This is a genomic window from Margalitia sp. FSL K6-0131 (assembly GCF_038008735.1).
Taxonomy (GTDB): Bacteria; Bacillota; Bacilli; order Bacillales; family Bacillaceae_C; genus Margalitia; species Margalitia shackletonii.
This window is the reverse complement of sequence record NZ_JBBOZS010000001.1, coordinates 2611903-2631036: the sequence shown is the minus strand read 5'-3', so window position 1 is coordinate 2631036 and position 19134 is coordinate 2611903. Positions and strand designations below refer to the sequence as shown.

Sequence of the window (19134 nt, the reverse complement as noted above, 5' to 3'; positions counted from 1 at the left end):
ACGAATGAGGAGGCAGAATAATGAATATGCGTGCAATATTTATTGATATGGATGGTACACTCCTAAATACTGCAAACAACATTTCCCGACGAAATATGGAAGCCATTTATAGGCTGATTAATCAAGGAGTCATGGTCTTTCTGGCAACCGGTCGACATTACGAAGTAACCGCTCCCTACCATCAAGAAATTGGATTACGAACTCCCATGATCTGTTTGAATGGAGCCGCTATTTACAATGCAGAGACAGGAAGGGCTATTCAAATGAAAACCGTCCGACTGAACGAAGAACGATTCCACCATTTGACCGCTGAAAATCCGTGTAATGTTATTATCCATACAGCAAATGGGCTTTATTGTAAGGAAACAAATGAAGAAATCGATTATTGGACTAAAGTTGGGAAAATTCCGCCACGGTATGTAGGAGATTTACGGAAGGCCAATTATCAAGATGTTCTTAAATATAGTATTCGTACAGGTGCACCAAGTCCTGAACTATCCGATTTGTTTAAAAAAGAAGCAGAAGTCATTAATTGGAGTGACGGATTTGAGATGGTTGCTCCTTATGTTTCTAAATGGTCTGCTATAAAAAGCTTACTTCCCGCATTTCGAATTAGTCCAAATGAAGTCGTAGCCATCGGTGACGGACCGAATGATATAGAGATGCTTCGTAATGTCGGTACTGGTGTGGCGATGGGCAACGCTAGTAAAGAGGTTAAGGCAGTAGCTGATTTTGTTACAGGGCATCATGAAAAAGATGGATTAGCGGAGTTTATAGAACATTATCTTCAAAAATCATATGTGGTTTAAGGTTGTTTTAAAACATATCTGATTTATTTCGTATTTTTATCAATAATAATCATTTAATTCTGCGAACCTATTGATGTTTATCAACGTTTACTTGGCTGCAAAAAAAGCCCTACCAGTAGGATTTATATTATATGAAATGGTAACTTTTTAGATAAGAGTTTTATAGAAAAAGTATTGAACTTTTACTTAGTGGGTCTTGCTTGTACCAAATAGATGATATCTGACCAATAACGTTCGATTTGATCAACCTGAAGATTAGATTTTTCAATTATCTTATTGATATTTCTGTTACAATGACACCCAGATATCTTAGTATATAGTGGGTCAATCATTTTTTGAGTAACGGATAGGATTGGATTAGAGCTCAAACCATGTTCCATCAACAAGATGATCCCATCCTCACGGCACCAACTATTAAATCTATTTAAAGTTAAAATTGGCTCAGGATAACTGCAAAGCGAGAGGGTTGATACGATGCAATCAAAAGAGTTGTCTTCTAAGATTAACTCATCAATATCTTCCTGAATAAATTTTGCTTTTACTTGAAAAATAGATGCTGCTCTTTTGGCATTCTTAATCATCTCAAAGCTAAAATCTACTCCTGTTACCTCAACATTATTCCTATCATAGTAAGGAAAGTTTGCTCCAGCTCCAACACCAACCTCTAAAACTTTTCCGTAGGCTTTTTTTATAATTTTATTCCTCAATCCGGCAAGCTTTTGATTTTTACGATTATTTTCATACATTTTTACCTGTTTATCATATTTTCTAATTAACTTTTCTTTTTTCATTTGCTCACTTCCTAAGAGATTGATTTCTACCTCTTTTAACTATTACTTATCTATTTACCTGAATTTAGTTTAAAACGCCAATTATTACAACGCATAAAACTACCTTGAGGATATTCGAATTCACATTCAGAGATAAATTCAAAGTCTAGCTTTCGACAAATTGCATTTGATGCAGGATTATCGATGGAAGGAAAGGCGTGAATGTATTTATATTTGGCATGTGCTGAAGCTTCTTCTATCATTAACTTTGCTGCAATTGTAGCTATTCCTTTCCCTTGATGAGATGGTAAAACACTCCACCCCATTTCATATACATCTTCATTTTTCCATGAAGTTTGCCAGTATCCGATAGAACCAACTGATTCTAATTCCGGTAACAATACAATGCTAAACATACATCCCATACTACTATTGCAAAGCTCAAGATAGCGTTGGTGTCGTTTCAAAATCTGTTCTTTATTCTCTGGACCACCAAGATGACGCGTCATTTCCGGAGAATTTATTTGAAAAAGTAATTCAAGATCATTTTCCTCCCAAGGTTTTATGTGAATAATTTGGTTTCTTCTTTCCAAAATTTCCTCTCCCTTTTCATAATTTAATTACTCTGTCTTTATGAAAATTAAAATCCTTTATGTAAAAATATATTACCTGTATTGATATATGTCTTTCGACTTCTTTACTTTAAAATACTTTTCATCTGCCCTTGGAAGGTATCATGCTTTGATACCAACATATCCAGATTAGCTTCCAATTGAAAGAATGAAGAAACAAATCATCCAAGAATTTTGCAACTTCTCAATAAAAAGCGATAAAAATGAATTCAAATTTTGTCCCTAAATTTTAAATAAACTAGTCTTCTGTACCTAATATATCTGTATTTGGGGGTTCATACCCCATTTGTCGTAACATTGCTACGATTTGCCCTTTATGATGGAACTCGTGAGTAATTAGCAATGCTTTGGATTCTTTGTTTGATCTGTTTTTTTGATCTTTAATAGTCGCAGCTGACTTTTTTATTTGGTGGATCTGATAGTTTGCATAAATGGTGACTCCAATGAATATAGCCAGGCCAATGATCCAAAATACAATAAAAGTATGATAGAAAATATCTGAAGTTGACTTGTTCACAGATACGGTGAAATTATGCAGAATATCATTATTGGACGAATGGGAATCATCTAGTCTATCTATACTCCCGTTGTTCATTACCGTATCTCTTTTCATGAAAAGTAAGTTTTTCAAAAATGGTAGTATATCTCCTAATCGTAAAAAATCCGGTGGGATCAGGAAAGAAATTAGTGGCATAAAAAGAAAATACCAAATCTTATAATGTGTTTGCTGAGACATATGCTTATTAAATAATTTTTTTATTAATAGGATTACTAAGACGAGGAAGGATACCACTGCCGTACTTATTAAAAAGCGAAGTATAATGGTATCCATCATTTTCCCCCGTCCTTCGTATCCCTCTCAGATAAAATACTCCTCAGTTCTGCAATATCTTCCTTTGACAGTTGATCCATTTTCAATAAAATTTAATACCATGGAGTTTAACGTACCGCCAAAAAATTGTTTTAGAAATGATTTACTTTTTTGCTCCACATACTCGTTCTCTTGAACAAGAGATGTATATATAAATGCTCTGCCTTCCTTTCTTGTTTGTAATGCTTTTTTCTTCACTAAGCGCACAAGCATTGTCTGAATGGTATTGGGTTTCCAATGAATTTTTTTCGATACTTTCTCCACTATCTTATGTTTCCTAGTCTAAGATAAATTTTTATCACTTTTGATTTTTTGATGGTATAAAAATAAAAAGGCACATTTTGCTGTAAAATGTGCCTAATTTCAGGAAAATAAATTAAAGAAATTTATCATAACAAAAATACGGCCGAGTTTTTCCATGGTAAGGCATTTCTCCTACTTTTATATAGCCATTCTTTTCAAATAATTTTTGCGCCTTTTTATTTAAAGAGTATGTATCTATCCTCATATAAGGAATTTGGTTATCAATCGCATACTGTTCAGCAAATTTTATAAGTTTTGTTGCCTCACCTTTCCCTCTGGAATGCGGATTGACAACAAGTCGGTGAAATATAAAGGAACTGCCTTCTTTTCGCCACGGAATCAGTTTATATTCAACTGGTTGATTTTGATCAACCGTTATTGAACCAATCACGTTTCCTTCATCCTCTAAAACAAACAAAGTACCATTTTGGACATCCGTTTCAAAGATGGTAGCTGTTGGATATGCTTCATCCCATTGATCATTATGCTCTTCCCTCATAATTTCAACTGTCTCCCGAACCATTTTCATAATGGCAGGAACATCTTCCATTTTTCCTTTGCGCATCATTGTTTTACATCCTCTTCTAAAATAAATTTTGATATTAGTATACTAACATTTTTTTTAGCATCTTGAAATTTTTCCGGCTTCTTATAAACTCGGTCTAAATTTGCATGCGATCCAATATTTTAAAAGGAGAAAATAATTTAAAGGGGCGACCAAAAAATGGCTATAGTTCATTTCTTTGATAACAAAACCGTAGTTCTAAGTCAGCTGCTTAAAAATATCCCTGTTGTCGATGACAATATTAAAATCAAAGGGAGAAAAGGCAAAGTTTTAAGTGTAAGAGAATTGGATGACAATCAAATTCATGTTCAAGTATTATTTGAGCAGGTCATTAAGTCCCAAACACTTGCTAAAGATAACAAAAAGAAAAAACGTTAAATATATTGCTCCTAAAAAAAACTGTAGAAGATACCTCTACAGTTTTTTTTAGGAAGTTTTATTTTCACTTTCGTTAGAATGCTAATTTGTACTTATCAAAAGGGGATGTCATAAATTCAATTAAGCTGACAAATAGCTTTTGCTGTGATGGATTGAACCAATCCTCCTCCACTTCAGCCATGAGCCACATTACTTCATCAAGGAACACATGCTCCAGCGCCTTTTCCCAATATTCTTTTTCCAACTCCGTTAAGGTAATTACTTCCCCATAACCGCTGATAAACGCACTCCATTCTTCAAGTGTAAAAATTCGTTTTGGAGCAGATTCTAATTCGTTATGAAATAGCAGCAAGGCAAGAGCCAAATCAAATATTCTAGGAATCCAAGATGCGTTGTCAGGATCAATTAAATAAGGTGCTGGTGTAAAAATCAAATTATTCGCTTTGTAATCATGCGGAGTTGCTACCCATGGCAGTGAACTATTCTTTAATTCATTTTGTTGAGAAACTGCTTTTAATAGTTTTTCCTTCAATAGCAAGCTATTAATCTGCACTCCATTCTTTTTGGAATATTTTTCGATATTTTGAACGGATTCTTCCACTTCTTCCTTATTAAAATCAAAAACATCATATTTTAATAAATCAAATGTATTCCTGCTTGGAGAAAAGTCATGAATTCTACCTAACAATCTCCCAGCTTCAAAGATTTCTTCCTTGGTACTGGTATAGGTTTTACCCGTAATAAAAGGATAAGCTACAAAAGTCTCATCACCAATTAGCTGCGGATTCTCCACCGGTAATGAAATTGGCGACACGACTGAGATTCCACTTTGATTTAATAAATTTATAAAATTCATTAACTGATTGCCGTGCTTTAATAAGCTTTGAGTACGTTTGATAATGATATCCCCTGTTTCATTCTTCACATGATATACAGGTGAAAATGCATAAATACTCTGTGGTTCTTCTTGGACATCAAAACCAAACATTGTTAAAATATCTTTCCCCTTCATCATTATCCCCCCATAATATTACAAATATCCTTAATTCTATAAACTTCACTTTCTTTTAAGCAAGCATGTTGGTAAAAATCTCTTCACAAGGATGTGAAATGTAATGTAATCGGCTGATTTCTTTGCATTGTTGCTTTGTATAAACTAATTTCACCTGCTGGCGGAATGGATGCATCAGAATGAACCGTGAAATTTTGATTTAACGATATCGTCTATGCAGCTTGATCATTTTTGACTAAAACAATAGCCAATGTTCCAAATTGAACAACATGATCCCAATCGAAAGTTTCTGACACCCCATTATGCCAATAACTCCTTTTTAACTTCCAGAAGATTTTCTTATGTTTAAGAGAATATCAAAATTTTAACAGTTAATATACTAATAATTTAATAATAAATTACTAAAAAACACTTTCCCATAAAGAAGAAAGTGTTTTTTAGTAACTTATTTAAATATTGCAGCTATTAGTTGATCATAATTCATGCTGCTATCCACTGCATAGGATCCAGGACGTAAATGATTTTCAACACCTTTTTTCTCTACTATTTTTGAGAACTTAAAGGCATTTTTGATTAATTTAGCTTTTACAAGCTGTTTACCTACATCGATACTAGTCATCCCTTTTGAAACGTTAACGACCGCTCGATACACAATTTTAGAATCATTATTCTTCGATGAAGTGTTCTTTTGTGTTTGCGCCTTTGCATCCGCAATATTTTTATCATATTCAGCTTTTGTTTGGACTATGTAACCTGCAGATACAAGTTTATTTTTCATCTCTTCTTCGGAAGGCAGTCCAGATGTTTTAGTTTGTGTTTTTACTACTTTGGCAGGGGTATTTGCAGCCTCATTTTTACTAGAGAAGTAAACGGCGCCGCTAATGCTTGTGGCAATAAATAAACCCGCTGCAAAGCCACCTAATAAATTAAATTTCATTTGCAACTTTACCCCCTTCATCCTTTGATCCAAGGTAAGAAGAAAGTATTTGTTTTATTTCATTTTCAGATACTTGCTTTTGAGCTGCAATACTTTCGATCGAATATTTTCGTTTATATAAGTCTAGTACTTCACGCATTATAGCTCTTTTCTCCGAAGAAAGTTGAATTCCCGCTTCCTTCATCATAATTTCTATGTCAAACTCAAGATTCCGAATAGAATCCTGCATATTGTTGATATCGTCCATCACGGATAAGTGAACCATATCAATTCCTTTTTGCTCTGCTTTTGAAGCTCGACGGGTCATTATAATGGAGATGATGAGTAGTAAAGCTGACACTACAAACAAAATGGCTAAAGTCCATTCCATCAAAAATGTCCTCCTTCTTTTGAATAGATCGTACAAGTTCTTATTATACACGGGAAATGAATATTTTTCGATTTAAAATGTGTAAATCCATCGAAAGTCGCAAGGATTCGACAAAATGAACCTTTGTTACCACAGTTACCCATCCAAAATTTAGCAAAATTTGCAAAAAGAAAAACCTACAGAGCATCCTCTGAAAGGTTCTTTAGTTTCGTAATATATTTATATTAAATAGTTTTAATAGACTAGCGAATCAACCGGAAAAATTTCACTTTCCTTCAACCTTGAAACAACCTTTTTTAATACTTCCTCTGTTTGAACAAGGCCTATTCGGACATAGCCTTCCCCTTCTATACCAAAGGCATTTCCTGGAATAACAACAATCCCTGTTTCATCTATTAATTTATATGTAAACTCCTTCGATGTATATCCCTCAGGAATTTTTGCCCATATAAACATGGAAGCTTTCGGTGGATCGATTAACCAGCCTATTTCTTTCAAGCCATTAATCAAAATGTCTCTTCGTCTTTTATATATCTCTCTTAAATTGTCATTGAATTCTGAGGAATGACGCAAAGCAGAAATAGCCGCTTTTTGAATGGGGGTAAACACTCCAAAATCAAGATTCGAATTAAAACGCTTCAAAGCATCTACAATCATTGGATTTCCCATAACATAACCTATTCTGCATCCTGCCATGTTGAAGCTTTTGGAAAATGAATTAAACTCCACTCCTACTTCTTTAGCACCCTCTACAGAAAGAAAACTAATTGGTTTCTCCTCATAGTAAAGCTCAGAATATGCAAAGTCATGTAATACGGCAATATTATACTTCTTCGCAAACTCTACAACCTTTTGATAAAATTCCTTCGTTGCAAGTGCAGGTACAGGATTGCCCGGAAAATTTAAAATCATAAGCTTCGCTTTCGAGCGAATTTCCTCAGGAATCTCTTCTAAATCAGGCAAGAATTGATTTTCTTCCTTTAATGGCATAGGGTAAGGAGTAGCGTCTGCCATGGAAATTCCTACTGCATAAGCGGTATATCCCGGATCAGGTACAAGCACAATATCTCCAGGATTGGTCAATAACATCGGCAAATGCACTAAACCATCTTGGGAACCTTTAACGACTAAAACTTCATTTTCTGGATGCAGACTTACTTGATATTGACGATAGTAATAATCCTTAATCGCTCCATAAAGTTCATCTGAGCCGATCATAGCATAACCATATTCTAAAGGATTACTGGCATGCTTCGTTAACTCCTCTATCACATAGTCTGGAGGTGGAAGATCAGGGCTGCCGACACTTAAATCAATTACTTCCATGCCTTCTTTTATTTTTTGTTTTTTATAAGCACCAAGTTCATTAAAAATAGAAGTTTGAAAAGCTTCCATTTTTCTAGATAGTGTAATATTCATTTTTGTTCACCTCAAAAATATCCTTTTTAAAAAAAGTAATTTAATTATAACGAAAAAATATATTTTATTGTAGAATATTTTAGCAGATATTACTAAATAGAGTTATGATTACATTCTTGGAGGTTCCATGAAAAACTACACCACATTAATAGAAAAACAAAAAGCATATTTTAAAACTAATGAAACTAAGGACATTCCATTTCGTTTGAATGCTCTTCAAAAGTTAAAATCCGCTATTCAAACAAATGAAATAGAATTAATGAATGCGTTAAAATCAGATTTAAACAAATCCGAATTTGATTCTTATTCAACCGAAATTGGAGTAGTACTGGAAGAAATTCGTTTTACTTTAAAGCATCTAAAAGCTTGGAGCAAACCGAAAAGCGTGAAAACACCGTTAACACATATTGGCTCCAAAAGCTTTATTTATCCAGAACCATATGGGGTTGCGCTTATCATCTCCCCTTGGAATTATCCGTTCCAGTTAGCCATCGCACCTTTAATCGGGGCTATTGCAGCTGGCAATTGTGCCATCATTAAGCCTTCTGAATTAACGCCAAAAACATCGGAAATAATCGCTTCCATCATTCAAGACATTTTCCCGGAAGAGTATATTTCAGTTGTATTAGGTGGTGTAGAAACAAGTACTGCACTTTTGCAAGTAAAAACAGATTATATCTTCTTTACAGGAAGTGTGCCGGTCGGAAAAATGATTATGGAAGCGGCAGCTAAAAACTTAACACCTGTTACATTAGAACTCGGCGGTAAAAGTCCTTGTATTGTTCATAAAGATGCAAAAGTAAAACTGGCAGCAAAACGAATCGCCTGGGGAAAATTTATGAATGCAGGACAAACTTGTATTGCACCTGACTATTTGTATCTTCACCATCAGATCAAGGATGAATTTTTATTTCATTTAAGAGAGGCAATTGAAGATTTATACGGAGAACAACCGCTTCAAAATCAAAACTTCACCCACATTGTCAGTGAAAAACATTTCAACAGGTTAGCATCCTTTTTAAAAAATGGTGAGATTATTATTGGTGGAAAAACGGATGGACAGCTTAATAAAATGGAGCCTACTGTTATTACGAATATTTCTTGGGAAGACCTCATTATGCAGGATGAAATTTTCGGCCCTATACTTCCAGTACTAGAATATAACAATCTATCGGAAGTCATCGGAGAAATTCAGAAACATCCAAAACCGCTATCCCTTTATCTTTTTACGGAAAGTCATACGGTACAGCGTGAAATCCTTCAGAGCGTTTCCTTCGGCGGAGGGTGCATTAATGATACTGTATACCATTTTGCATCCCCTTACTTACCATTTGGAGGAGTTGGTAATAGTGGGATCGGAGCCTATCATGGTAAAGGAAGCTTTGATACTTTTTCCCATCAAAAAAGTGTCTTAAAACAAACAACATTATTCGATATACCTTATCGATATCCGAATATGAAAAATGGGCTTAAAAAAATCAAGCGTTTTTTAAAATAACAAGGCGTTAAGATGCTTTGTTTTTTTATTTATTACACAATTTCACGAAGATAACATCATGTATCATGAATGTTGAAATGAATTAATAAACTGATTAATAACTTCCATGTTTAAATGTGGATATCCCGAATGACAACCTCTCCTAATGTAAAGGAGGTTAAATACCTAATGAAGCTACTACATCAAAAGAAACAACAACTTTCGGAACCACTAATTAACATCAAGCGTGAATTAAAGAAAAAAGGGAAATTATCCTTTGTAAATGAGCTTACAAACGGGGAAAGCTCGCTTATTCAACAGATTAGGCAGCAAACAAGCAGCTTAAACATTAATAATGTAACAAGAACAAAAGCATATCTGGAATTTTACAACCGGCACCCTGAAGTACACTGGGCTTTTCTCGGACATATGGTATCCAGGAATGGCGGCTGGAATATGACAGATTTAAAAGGCGGACTGCTCACCAGACTATTATCTAAAAAGGAAGCTGCTTCTTTTTTCGCTTTTTTAGAAAGGGGAAATTGGCTGATATTTCAAGATGTATTTCCCCAATTTTTACTTTATGAAGAAAGCTTAAAAAGAAACCAAAACTTGTTTTACTTATTGAGGCATCTAAATGTGTCCCTGTTTATGGAAGTGATTTGGAACTACTTTTGGGTTCAACATGATACTTATATCCTAACTGTTGCGCAAATTATTAATGAACAAAGCTATTTAGAATTAAGAGTAATGAAAAATCCAATTTATAAAAAGGAAATTTTCAGTTCCTTAGAATTTAAGCTTCAAGATTTACTCTCTATGAACCATATTTTATTTCCCTATTTTTTTCACCAACAGATAAAGTTAGTAGGTAAAACACTCCATCATTTTGAGTCCTTGCACGAACGAATTTTATTAGGGAAGCGGCTATATTCTATATTATTCAGTAATCAAAATCGCTTAAACATGTTAACAAAATGGGCAACTACTACTCCCCATACTGGTTCCAGAAAGGATTATTGGCCACATATTTTTAATGATGTGGACGAAGGACTTCCTGGAAGTATATTTAAACCAAAATTAAAATCATGCCAATTGCTACCGGGTGCAACGAAAATCTATAGTCCGAAACTTGAATTTGCTTGGAAAAATGTAGAGCATGGACCTGCAGAAAAAATAGACTGGTATAAAGACTGGAGAATTATTTATTACTTAATAGAAAATGACGAAAAGGCAGAGGATAAAATTGAAGAAGAATATTGTAAAACACTCGAAAGACTGGAGCTTGCTGCAAACACAAAAAAAGCAATCTCCCATTTCTATTAATGCTTTGTTATCAACAATATTTATTGGTGCCCTAATAGGAACCTATCTCGACTTATTTTTTGTCGGGAAAGGAATATACGTTTTTCCGAAGCGGCCATTGCCTAATGTATTCCAAATTAACGTAGCCTTTACTCTCTTTGGACTTCCTATTTTCATCTGTCTGTTTCTTTTCGTTAGCAATCTATTAAAATCTTGGCAAAAAATATGGTTCATTTTCATCATCAGTTTGTTTATGTCCGTTTTCGAACGAATATCGGAATCATTTGGTTTTTTTATTCATCTTGAATCCTGGAAACATACTTATTCTTTAATAGGATATATAATTTATTTATCTTTTATTTATATTTATTATCAGGCGTTGAATCATTAATCAGCCAAGCCTTTTCTCATATTCCACTAAGGTGAGCTGATGAGTCATCCTTTGTTCCCCAATGAAAAAATAACCTGCTTTTTCATAAAAATGGCGATTTCTCGCATTGTCCTTTTGTGTTTTTAAACTCCATATTGTTACATTAGGAAACATTTCTTCCATCATCTTCATGATTTTTGACCCGAATCCGCGGTTTTGCCATTTCGGGTTTAAACATAGCTGATTTAACAAATAATGATCCTCTGAAATTTTTCTAATATCAATGGAACCGGCTATTTCTTCATCGATAAAAATAGTATAGTGCTGTGAAATTAGAATCCTTTGAATGAAAGATATCAACGATTCAGCAGCAGGATTTGTCGCAAAGTCTCTATATTTTTCTAAGTCTGATTGAAAGGCTTGCTTTTGAATGTTTAACAATTCTTGTGCTTCCTCCATATTTGTTCGTGCGATTCTGATATTCATACAATCACCCTTAACTTTTTCGAACATTGTATGAAGTTATATTGTATTTTGCTTATTCAACTTCATCTTCGTTCTAATACCAGAGTATACCGCAATCACCAACCCTCCTAGAATATCCGCGATTAAATCAGTCATCGTATCTGTATTGCCACCGCCTTGCATCGTTGTTCCAAAAAATTGATCACAACTAAATTCATATGTTTCCCACAACACGCCGCCAAGTGCAGCAAATCCAAATGTAAATAAAAAGACAAACCAAGGAGAAATATCGTTTCCGGCATTTCGATGTACAAGCCTTTCATATAAGGCAATAGCCGTGAAAGCAAGAATACCGCCGCTAATAAAATGAATAAAGGTGTCCCACCAGCCGAGGCCATACCATCCACGAATCGAACCAAGGTATTGAGAACCAAATAAAAAAATAAAATAAGAAATGATAATAGGCAAATTTAATTTCAGCTTCGTGAAAATGGACAGAAATAACGGAATTGCACCGCAAACTACACCGCCAACAGCAACCCAAGCCTTTTTTGATTCTTCATTTGGAAAAAGGTAAAATGCCAAAATCCCCATAAAAACGATGTATAACAAACTTACGGTAATGACAATTTTTCGATTCACCTTATCACCTCAAAGAAATATTTAAACTCGCAGTTTTCGGACAGCACCGTAAATGGCAATCAATAATCCGCCAATAAGACCTGCAATCAAGTCAATCATCGTGTCCGTATTGCCGCCCCGCTGCATTGTCTGAGTTATGAATTGATCCCCTAAAAATTCATACACTTCCCATAATATGCCCGCTATAACTGCAAGAGACACAACAAAAAGAAAAATAATCCACCGAGAAATTTCAGGGCTCACCGATTTACGGATGAATACTTTTATTAAAGTAATGCCAATACAGCCAACAAATACCCCTTTGTACAGATGAAGAGCACTGTCCCACCAATTGTAGTGTAGATAAAAACTGGCAATGGAACCTAAATAAGTGGTGCAAAATAAAAATACATAATACGCAATGATTGTCGGTATATTAAAGGGATTTTCTTTTAGAAATAGTAAACATAGCGGAATAGCACCAACAATGATCCCGCCTAATGCTACTTGCCATCTGGAAGAGTCGCCTTTAATTAGATAAAATATCGTTAAAATGGCCATAAAAAGGATAAAAACAGTTGCTAGAAAGATGATAATCCATTTTTTCACTGCATGTCCTCCTTATAAAAAGCAAAAAAGATTTGGAGGTGTTCTTAAATAAAAACCCCTCTCTTGTATTATTCTTCAAGAGAGGGGAAATAATTATTTATTCATAAATGCTTCAATATCTTCAATGGAACGAATAATATCTTTGGAAAGATTTTCGTTACCGTTCTCTGTTACCAACACATCATCTTCAATACGAATGCCAATGCCTTCTTCTTCAATATATAGTCCTGGTTCCACTGTTAACACCATTCCTGGCTCTAAAACTTTATCACGGTAATTTCCAACATCATGTGTATCAAGACCTAATGAATGACTGACACCATGATAATAATATTTGCTGATCTCACTTTCTTCTTTAATTAAACCGAGCTTCATACATTCTTCTGCTAATACCTTTTTTGTATGTTCATTTAACTTGGTAAATGGAACACCGGGCTTAATAAGGTCTGTGGTTTCTCTTAATGCTCTTAAAACGATATTATAGAAAGTTTTTTGTCTTTCCGTAAATTTCCCATTTACAGGGAAAGTAAAACTAATATCTGCGCTATAGTAGTCATGCTGAGCACCTAAATCAAGGAGAACTAGGCTGCCATCTTCGGCTACCGCATCATTTTTATCATAATGAAGAACGGTTCCATTTTGGCCGCTCGCTACTATGGTAGGAAAAGCGAAATCTTTTACCCCTTCTGTTTTCAACACAAAGTCAAAATGTGCTTCAAGCTGGTATTCTTTCATTCCTGGCTTTGCATTGCTCATCAGGTTATAGATACCCTTTTTGGTAATTTCGATTGCCTGTTTTATTTTTTCAATTTCTTCCGTTTTTTTATAAAGTCTTAAATCACAAATAACAGGATAGACATTTTTTACTTGCAGGAATGGATAGTTGGTCTGAAGTTGTTTGACAAATTGCTGTGATTTCGTTGTTAAAGTATCTAATTCACTTCTTTCCAGATCTACATAGACATTTGCAGTTTGAAGAGAAGAGACAGTTCTGGCAAAAAAGGATTCGAATTGCTCGGTAAATTGAATATTTTCTACACCGGATAGATCTTTTGCTTCTTCTACCGAAATTGTTTTTCCTACCCATTTTTCTAAAACAGGATCAGATTTGACAATAAACAAGTATTCTTCTACCTTATTATCTCTTTTGACTGCAAGAAAAATATTATTCGGTTCATTAACACCTGTTACATAGTAAAAATTCCGATTCGGAACAAATTTATATGCTTCATCCGCTGATTTTTGAGGCGCTTTGCCGGCAAATAAAACGAGTATTGACTGATCCTCTAATTTTTCATATAAATTTTCACGATTATGTACAAAAAAATCTTTATTCATGATCATTTCTCTCCTCTGCAATTTCTATTATTTTTTTTATAATTTCATTATACTATACTATTTGAATTTTTTATAAATATTAAAACTGCAGGAGATGAATTAGAAACAGACAAATGGTAAAAGATAAAAGAGGAAAGGAGTCCAATATATGTCAAATATTATTCGCAACCCACTCGAAAAACGAAAACAAATTTATATTCAAAAATTGCTGGACGCAGGAATCTACAAAGTTTCGGGGCGTCAATTATATAATCTCACTTTAAGTGAACTGGAAAATACGTATCAATCAAGACCACATCATGACTAAAAAGCAAAAACTCTGCATGAGGGCAGAGTTTTTGGCAACAATATCTATTAAACTATTATTTTGTATTTAAAACAGGGACCAATTGATTGGCGATTGGACTTCCGATCCCTGTTACAATATCATATCCTGCTTGAGCTGAATAACCATTACTTCCTGTTAAAATATCATGATAGTTTGTTTTGTATCCAATGCTGCCAGTTGTTCCAGCAAGGCTATAAATTTTATTCAAAACCTCTGAACTGGATAATGATTGTGAATGCCCTTCATTTGCTAATGCAATAAGGGCTCCCCATGCCGGTGCACTAAAGCTAGTGCCGCCAACCTGGAACCATCCTTGTTGTCCTTGATTCCTAGTACTAGTGTACACATATACACCTGTGTTAGGATCTGCATCAAATGCGACATCAGGTATTCCACGTTTCGAACCTACTACACTAGTCCAATTTGATTGATATACAGGTATACCTTCATAGGAGCTTAATGCACCACCTGAACCAGACCATGCAGATTCACCGGCATAATCTCCATTACTTGTTACACTTAGCGTTGTACCGCCAACTGCTACTACGTTTGGCGATGAGGCTGGCCAGGAGCTTCCTTGACCGTTGTCACCAGAGGATGCCAAATAGGTAATCCCGCTATGATTAAAGTGACTATCATATGATGCCTCCCCTGAAAATTCCGATCCTCCCCAACTGTTAGATACAATCGTTGCACCGTGGCTTGTTGCATAATCTTCTGCAACAAGTAAATCATTTATAGATGCTGATTTAGCTGAAACAACCAAGATTTTTGCATCAGGCGCAATAGCATGTGCCCATTCCACATCTAATGCTGTTTCCAGTGCCCAGCCTCCATCCGTTTTGGGTTTTCCTTGTGGATAGACAACTTCAATATTGGCTGCCGGAAGCCCAAATTGTTGATTAAAAACTTGCAAGTCATTTTCGATGGTTGGACTTCCGTATGCCTCGACTAGAGCTATTGTCTGGCCTTTTCCTGTTTTGTTTAAAAGATCAATACCATATGCCTTTTTAATATCTGTGGGGTTAAAAACACCAGTTACCGCATTGGGTTTTCCATTACCTGAGTTGTGCTTAAAGTGAATAGGATGCTGTGCTACTAAACTATCAAACTGGTTAGAATGCGTTACCGTTTGTGCACTCGCAGATGAGGATGCAGCAAAAACACCAAAGGAAACTAATGCAGCAGCAAATCCAAATTCAGCCTTTCTAAAAAACTTTTTCATTCGTTTTTTCCTCCCCTAAATTTAATTAAAAGACAAAAAATGGTGAATCTGTGAATAAATTTTAGTTTTTTCATATAGTAAAGTAAATGAATCTTTTGATTCATTTTCGGAATATACCGAATATTTATAATGCATGTACTTTAGTTCCTTTGCACTATGACAAATACGAGATAAAACCCAGCTTTATACTATAATGAGAAATAATAATCACAGATAAATAGCTGCCTATTTAATTGAATAAAATGAGAATGAAATAGAATATCAATATAATTTTTTGCTAAAATATGGTTTTTTAAAATAATCTTGTGCCGACTTCTCCTATCCATTCAGTTGGATTTATATATATGAATATTTTTATATTCACTTATTTCAATTTGAATGTGGTATCAAGTTTCCAATTTCCCCTTTCTTTTTACCTGGGTATTGTACCTTATTCGCAAAAAAAAATTTTTAAATTCCATATTACTCTCTGTCACCTTTAACATAAAAAAACGAAACTTCCAGTAAAAAAGGAATACTAGAAGCTCCGTTGTTTTAAATAAAGTATATTTTAGTCTAATAATGCATCTGCTAATAATTCATAAGAACGAATTTTATCGACGGAGGAATGTGTAATGGTTACTATCATTATTTCATCTGCTCCATTATGCGTCTGTAAATCCATTAGACGTTTCTTGACCTCCTGAGGATTTCCAACGATCATATTATTACTTTTTATTGATTCTGAATGGTCTTGTAAATAATTCTTCGCTTCGTCTAACGAAGGAATACCATTGTTTCCTTCTCCTCTCTCTTGCTGTAAAGACCAAACACGTGCACTCAATGCAATTTCTTCTGCTTTCTCTGTTGTTTCAGCGCATATAACAGTAACGGTCAGAATTACTTTTGGTGTTTGACCGGACTTTCGTGGCTTAAAAGCTTTCTTATATTGTTGAATAATTTCTTGACCGTCTTGATCGCTCATAAACATTCCAAAAGCATAAGCCATTCCATATTCCGCTGCAAGCAAGGCGCTTTTTTTGCTCGTACCAAGAAGCCAAGGTATGGGTGAAACAGTTGGAACTGGTGAGGCTTTTATTTTTTCATAGTCGTGCTCGGCAGGAAAATCATCATCAAGAAAATGCAGCAAATCCTTAATGAGGTTTGGCATCTGATATACATTTTGCAGAAAATTATCCGATAACGCATTTGTCACTTGGGCCGATCCGCCTGGCGCTCTTCCAATCCCAATATCGATGCGATCAGGAAACAGGGTTGCAAGCATATTAAAGATTTCGGCAACTTTATATGGCTTATAATGAGGCAAAAGAATAGCTCCAGAACCAATTCTTATATTGGATGTATTTGCTCCTATATAACTTAGCATCACCTCTGGTACGGAACATGCCAGTCCAGGAAGATCATGATGTTCTGCAATCCAATACCGTGTATATCCTAACCTTTCGCCCGCTTGCGCCAATTTAACTGAAGCTATTAAAGCATCTCTTGCAGACTGATTCGAAGAAATAGGAGCTTGATCTAAAATACTTAATTTCATCCCTTCCCACCGCTCTCTAATTCCAACAAACTGACTTTATAATCAGCAACCTGGTCTTCTTTATATAAATTTGTGATGGATGTGGAATATTGAGAAATACTTCCTCTAAATGATAAGCCCCTTTCCGGAACCTTCACATTGAATGTCTCTCTATACAGAAGTACGGCAATATCATGATACATTTCACTTGTGACTTTAAAATCAATCGTTATTTTCGTAAGATCATTTTGCTTTACTTCCTCATATTGTTCTACCTGAATAGTAGTATCGTCCAATATTATTTCTTTTACCAAGTAAGTCAACCCCCTTTTCGATTTGTACGAAAATAATAGCATTACACCCTATATAGAGCAACTTTACTGTTTTTAGTCCCTTCTAAAATTTTTTCAAACCAATACCGTCTTTAAGAGCAATGACAATGCCTGATTCTTCATTATTTTTTCTATGGCATTCTAATTTCTTCATAAAAAAATCCCTCCACAATAGACAGATTAGTATGATTACTTTTATCAGTCTATTGTCGAGGGAATTAATCAATTTACAAAAAACTATAATTTTGTAGATGAAGTTCGAATAAAGAACAAACTTCTTTTATAATCTAATATACATATCAAGAAAGTGGACAATAAATGAAATTGTCTTCCATCCTTATTTTATATTTTTTATTAATATTTCCTTTAGTTTTTCATATTCCTCCACTGAAATTTCTCCAGATGCAAGTCGCTTATCAAGAATTGAACATGCATCCGGATATTGTCGATTGGAACAATAGCCCCTTCTGCCACGCCACATTCTTATATTGGCAATGATTAAGCCAATCATTAATATAATAAATAGAAAACAAAATGGATAAAAATGTCCCCAATGATGCATCATGATTCACTCCTCGTGTTTTTTATTAATTTTATAGATTCCTGTACTACCACAATCGCTCTCCAGAATAAGAGCAATGCAATAACCGGATGAAGTGCCGATATATATGGTACTTTTCCTATAAGGATAGCAGTTACATACTGCAAAATAATCATTAAATACAAACTTGCACTTTGCCATTTCCACATCTTTGGTATTTTCCCGAAGAACGATAGAATGAACATTCCAACCGGAATAAATTCAAAAAATCGCACAAAGATTTCATGATATGACCAATTTCCAATATCGACAAAAATGGCAAATCCCGCTAAAAACACTTGAACAAATAAACCAATTAAAAAAAGTGTAGAGAAAATCGCAAATATGATTCTAATTATGTTTTTTCCGTATTTTTTTTGATTCAAAGGAATCTCCCTCCTTTACTTTCTTTTGATCATTCTTTTTCCCCATGGTTTGAATACAGAAATGACATACATCAATACCAACGAGATAATTTGCAAAAAAATTCCTGTCCAAAGATATGCTTGATTAATTAAACCATTTATATCAGATTCCTTAGCAATAATAGCTTGCATGGTCCATGAATACATTCCCCATAAATTTATTCCTACTGCAAGCAATGTCAGTCCTTCCTTTGCAAGTATCCAATAGTAACGAAATAATCCCCATTTCGTCCATATACACAGAAATATACCGGTTATGGTTGCTCCAATTGTCGATGCCCGAACAGATGTTTCGGATAAAATGTTCATTGCATGAAAACACATAATTGCTGTTTGCTGATCTCCTTCTGCCGCAATAATGCTGAAAATCAGAAAGGTTATCATATTCCCTAACATTATCGCTGCAAAAATAAGATGAAGTGTAACCAGCAGCTTTTTGGATTTTATTGAAAGCTTCAGTCCTTTCTCCCCCTTCAT

Annotated in this window: 25 protein-coding genes; 6 read left to right on the top strand and 19 right to left on the bottom strand. The window is 34.6% G+C overall.

Annotated elements, in window-relative coordinates:
* The first annotated feature begins 20 nt into the window (after positions 1–20).
* Positions 21–809 carry a Cof-type HAD-IIB family hydrolase gene (locus NSQ59_RS12815; RefSeq protein WP_055739706.1) on the top strand — a complete coding sequence of 263 codons (789 nt, stop codon included), beginning with the start codon at positions 21–23 and terminating at the stop codon, positions 807–809.
* A gap of 182 nt (positions 810–991) precedes the next feature.
* Here the strand turns inward: NSQ59_RS12815 and NSQ59_RS12810 are convergent, their stop codons facing one another.
* From NSQ59_RS12810 to NSQ59_RS12790, 5 genes are all read right to left on the bottom strand, one after another.
* A complete protein-coding gene (locus NSQ59_RS12810; protein WP_055739705.1) occupies positions 992–1600 on the bottom strand; it encodes a class I SAM-dependent methyltransferase in 609 nt (202 codons plus the stop codon).
* Between the two features lie 50 nt (positions 1601–1650).
* Positions 1651–2175: a GNAT family N-acetyltransferase gene (locus NSQ59_RS12805; protein ID WP_055739704.1), complete on the bottom strand. Its 525-nt coding sequence runs from the start codon at positions 2173–2175 to the stop codon at positions 1651–1653.
* 274 nt (positions 2176–2449) lie between these two features.
* Positions 2450–3043, bottom strand: a complete 594-nt coding sequence (locus NSQ59_RS12800) for a DinB family protein (RefSeq protein WP_055739703.1) — start codon at positions 3041–3043, stop codon at positions 2450–2452.
* A 27-nt stretch (positions 3044–3070) separates the two neighbouring features.
* Entirely contained in the window at positions 3071–3346 is a 276-nt protein-coding gene (locus NSQ59_RS12795; RefSeq protein ID WP_244885868.1) for a BlaI/MecI/CopY family transcriptional regulator, read from the bottom strand.
* A 112-nt stretch (positions 3347–3458) separates the two neighbouring features.
* Positions 3459–3953 carry a GNAT family N-acetyltransferase gene (locus NSQ59_RS12790; protein WP_055739702.1) on the bottom strand — a complete coding sequence of 165 codons (495 nt, stop codon included), beginning with the start codon at positions 3951–3953 and terminating at the stop codon, positions 3459–3461.
* Between the two features lie 156 nt (positions 3954–4109).
* On the opposite strand from NSQ59_RS12790, the gene NSQ59_RS12785 reads away from it, so the two are divergent.
* A complete protein-coding gene (locus tag NSQ59_RS12785; protein WP_055739701.1) occupies positions 4110–4328 on the top strand; it encodes a hypothetical protein in 219 nt (72 codons plus the stop codon).
* A gap of 73 nt (positions 4329–4401) precedes the next feature.
* On the opposite strand, the gene NSQ59_RS12780 is transcribed toward NSQ59_RS12785, so the two are convergent.
* The 4 genes from NSQ59_RS12780 to NSQ59_RS12765 all read right to left on the bottom strand — a co-directional run bounded on the left by NSQ59_RS12780 (position 4402) and on the right by NSQ59_RS12765 (position 8066).
* On the bottom strand, positions 4402–5340 hold the full coding sequence (locus tag NSQ59_RS12780; RefSeq protein ID WP_055739700.1) for a phosphotransferase: 939 nt from the start codon (positions 5338–5340) through the stop codon (positions 4402–4404).
* A 445-nt stretch (positions 5341–5785) separates the two neighbouring features.
* Positions 5786–6277, bottom strand: a complete 492-nt coding sequence (locus tag NSQ59_RS12775; RefSeq protein WP_055739699.1) for an endolytic transglycosylase MltG — start codon at positions 6275–6277, stop codon at positions 5786–5788.
* Positions 6267–6647 (bottom strand): hypothetical protein, encoded by a 381-nt coding sequence (locus NSQ59_RS12770; protein WP_055739698.1) that lies wholly within the window; start codon positions 6645–6647, stop codon positions 6267–6269. The genes NSQ59_RS12775 and NSQ59_RS12770 overlap by 11 nt, the downstream gene beginning before the upstream one ends.
* Before the next feature lie 234 nt (positions 6648–6881).
* A complete protein-coding gene (locus NSQ59_RS12765; RefSeq protein ID WP_055739697.1) occupies positions 6882–8066 on the bottom strand; it encodes an LL-diaminopimelate aminotransferase in 1185 nt (394 codons plus the stop codon).
* Between the two features lie 127 nt (positions 8067–8193).
* Here NSQ59_RS12765 and NSQ59_RS12760 point away from each other — a divergent pair, with 127 nt between their 5' ends.
* From NSQ59_RS12760 to NSQ59_RS12750, 3 genes are all read left to right on the top strand, one after another.
* Positions 8194–9564 carry an aldehyde dehydrogenase gene (locus NSQ59_RS12760; RefSeq protein ID WP_055739696.1) on the top strand — a complete coding sequence of 457 codons (1371 nt, stop codon included), beginning with the start codon at positions 8194–8196 and terminating at the stop codon, positions 9562–9564.
* Between the two features lie 168 nt (positions 9565–9732).
* Positions 9733–10869 (top strand): DUF2515 family protein, encoded by a 1137-nt coding sequence (locus NSQ59_RS12755; RefSeq protein ID WP_055739695.1) that lies wholly within the window; start codon positions 9733–9735, stop codon positions 10867–10869.
* Positions 10766–11239, top strand: a complete 474-nt coding sequence (locus NSQ59_RS12750; protein WP_280513054.1) for a CBO0543 family protein — start codon at positions 10766–10768, stop codon at positions 11237–11239. Before NSQ59_RS12755 ends, NSQ59_RS12750 begins: the two co-directional genes overlap by 104 nt.
* Here the strand turns inward: NSQ59_RS12750 and NSQ59_RS12745 are convergent, their stop codons facing one another.
* The 4 genes from NSQ59_RS12745 to NSQ59_RS12730 form a co-directional block, all read right to left on the bottom strand.
* The gene (locus NSQ59_RS12745) at positions 11240–11704 is read right to left on the bottom strand and encodes a GNAT family N-acetyltransferase (RefSeq protein ID WP_055739694.1); all 465 of its coding nucleotides are present in this window, start codon (positions 11702–11704) and stop codon (positions 11240–11242) included.
* Positions 11705–11740: 36 nt separating this feature from the next.
* Positions 11741–12325, bottom strand: a complete 585-nt coding sequence (locus NSQ59_RS12740) for a hypothetical protein (protein WP_055739693.1) — start codon at positions 12323–12325, stop codon at positions 11741–11743.
* A 21-nt stretch (positions 12326–12346) separates the two neighbouring features.
* The gene (locus tag NSQ59_RS12735) at positions 12347–12913 is read right to left on the bottom strand and encodes a hypothetical protein (protein WP_055739692.1); all 567 of its coding nucleotides are present in this window, start codon (positions 12911–12913) and stop codon (positions 12347–12349) included.
* Between the two features lie 93 nt (positions 12914–13006).
* Complete coding sequence (locus tag NSQ59_RS12730) at positions 13007–14251, bottom strand: aminopeptidase P family protein (protein ID WP_055739691.1); 1245 nt, start codon at positions 14249–14251, stop codon at positions 13007–13009.
* 148 nt (positions 14252–14399) lie between these two features.
* Here NSQ59_RS12730 and NSQ59_RS12725 point away from each other — a divergent pair, with 148 nt between their 5' ends.
* Entirely contained in the window at positions 14400–14558 is a 159-nt protein-coding gene (locus NSQ59_RS12725) for a Fur-regulated basic protein FbpA (RefSeq protein ID WP_126647015.1), read from the top strand.
* Positions 14559–14613: 55 nt separating this feature from the next.
* Here NSQ59_RS12725 and NSQ59_RS12720 read toward each other — a convergent pair whose 3' ends face one another.
* The 6 genes from NSQ59_RS12720 to NSQ59_RS12695 form a co-directional block, all read right to left on the bottom strand.
* Complete coding sequence (locus NSQ59_RS12720; RefSeq protein ID WP_055739690.1) at positions 14614–15804, bottom strand: S53 family peptidase; 1191 nt, start codon at positions 15802–15804, stop codon at positions 14614–14616.
* 550 nt (positions 15805–16354) lie between these two features.
* Positions 16355–17341 carry an LLM class flavin-dependent oxidoreductase gene (locus tag NSQ59_RS12715; RefSeq protein WP_055739689.1) on the bottom strand — a complete coding sequence of 329 codons (987 nt, stop codon included), beginning with the start codon at positions 17339–17341 and terminating at the stop codon, positions 16355–16357.
* Positions 17338–17634: a DUF3219 family protein gene (locus NSQ59_RS12710; protein WP_055739688.1), complete on the bottom strand. Its 297-nt coding sequence runs from the start codon at positions 17632–17634 to the stop codon at positions 17338–17340. Before NSQ59_RS12710 ends, NSQ59_RS12715 begins: the two co-directional genes overlap by 4 nt.
* A gap of 355 nt (positions 17635–17989) precedes the next feature.
* Complete coding sequence (locus tag NSQ59_RS12705) at positions 17990–18217, bottom strand: SHOCT domain-containing protein (protein WP_152982370.1); 228 nt, start codon at positions 18215–18217, stop codon at positions 17990–17992.
* Positions 18214–18618 carry a DUF6220 domain-containing protein gene (locus NSQ59_RS12700; RefSeq protein ID WP_055739686.1) on the bottom strand — a complete coding sequence of 135 codons (405 nt, stop codon included), beginning with the start codon at positions 18616–18618 and terminating at the stop codon, positions 18214–18216. The genes NSQ59_RS12705 and NSQ59_RS12700 overlap by 4 nt, the downstream gene beginning before the upstream one ends.
* Before the next feature lie 15 nt (positions 18619–18633).
* Positions 18634–19134, bottom strand: a complete 501-nt coding sequence (locus NSQ59_RS12695) for a hypothetical protein (protein WP_055739685.1) — start codon at positions 19132–19134, stop codon at positions 18634–18636.

Bases quoted from the DNA above. Each gene is read 5' to 3' on its own strand.
- NSQ59_RS12815 (WP_055739706.1), top strand. From the start codon at position 21: ATGAATATGCGTGCAATATTTATTGATATGGATGGTACACTCCTAAAT.
- NSQ59_RS12810 (WP_055739705.1), bottom strand. From the start codon at position 1,600: ATGAAAAAAGAAAAGTTAATTAGAAAATATGATAAACAGGTAAAAATG.
- NSQ59_RS12800 (WP_055739703.1), bottom strand. From the start codon at position 3,043: ATGGATACCATTATACTTCGCTTTTTAATAAGTACGGCAGTGGTATCC.
- NSQ59_RS12790 (WP_055739702.1), bottom strand. From the start codon at position 3,953: ATGATGCGCAAAGGAAAAATGGAAGATGTTCCTGCCATTATGAAAATG.
- NSQ59_RS12785 (WP_055739701.1), top strand. From the start codon at position 4,110: ATGGCTATAGTTCATTTCTTTGATAACAAAACCGTAGTTCTAAGTCAG.
- NSQ59_RS12780 (WP_055739700.1), bottom strand. From the start codon at position 5,340: ATGAAGGGGAAAGATATTTTAACAATGTTTGGTTTTGATGTCCAAGAA.
- NSQ59_RS12775 (WP_055739699.1), bottom strand. From the start codon at position 6,277: ATGAAATTTAATTTATTAGGTGGCTTTGCAGCGGGTTTATTTATTGCC.
- NSQ59_RS12770 (WP_055739698.1), bottom strand. From the start codon at position 6,647: ATGGAATGGACTTTAGCCATTTTGTTTGTAGTGTCAGCTTTACTACTC.
- NSQ59_RS12765 (WP_055739697.1), bottom strand. From the start codon at position 8,066: ATGAATATTACACTATCTAGAAAAATGGAAGCTTTTCAAACTTCTATT.
- NSQ59_RS12760 (WP_055739696.1), top strand. From the start codon at position 8,194: ATGAAAAACTACACCACATTAATAGAAAAACAAAAAGCATATTTTAAA.
- NSQ59_RS12755 (WP_055739695.1), top strand. From the start codon at position 9,733: ATGAAGCTACTACATCAAAAGAAACAACAACTTTCGGAACCACTAATT.
- NSQ59_RS12750 (WP_280513054.1), top strand. From the start codon at position 10,766: ATGACGAAAAGGCAGAGGATAAAATTGAAGAAGAATATTGTAAAACAC.
- NSQ59_RS12745 (WP_055739694.1), bottom strand. From the start codon at position 11,704: ATGAATATCAGAATCGCACGAACAAATATGGAGGAAGCACAAGAATTG.
- NSQ59_RS12730 (WP_055739691.1), bottom strand. From the start codon at position 14,251: ATGAATAAAGATTTTTTTGTACATAATCGTGAAAATTTATATGAAAAA.
- NSQ59_RS12725 (WP_126647015.1), top strand. From the start codon at position 14,400: ATGTCAAATATTATTCGCAACCCACTCGAAAAACGAAAACAAATTTAT.
- NSQ59_RS12720 (WP_055739690.1), bottom strand. From the start codon at position 15,804: ATGAAAAAGTTTTTTAGAAAGGCTGAATTTGGATTTGCTGCTGCATTA.
- NSQ59_RS12715 (WP_055739689.1), bottom strand. From the start codon at position 17,341: ATGAAATTAAGTATTTTAGATCAAGCTCCTATTTCTTCGAATCAGTCT.
- NSQ59_RS12705 (WP_152982370.1), bottom strand. From the start codon at position 18,217: ATGATGCATCATTGGGGACATTTTTATCCATTTTGTTTTCTATTTATT.
- NSQ59_RS12695 (WP_055739685.1), bottom strand. From the start codon at position 19,134: ATGAAGGGGGAGAAAGGACTGAAGCTTTCAATAAAATCCAAAAAGCTG.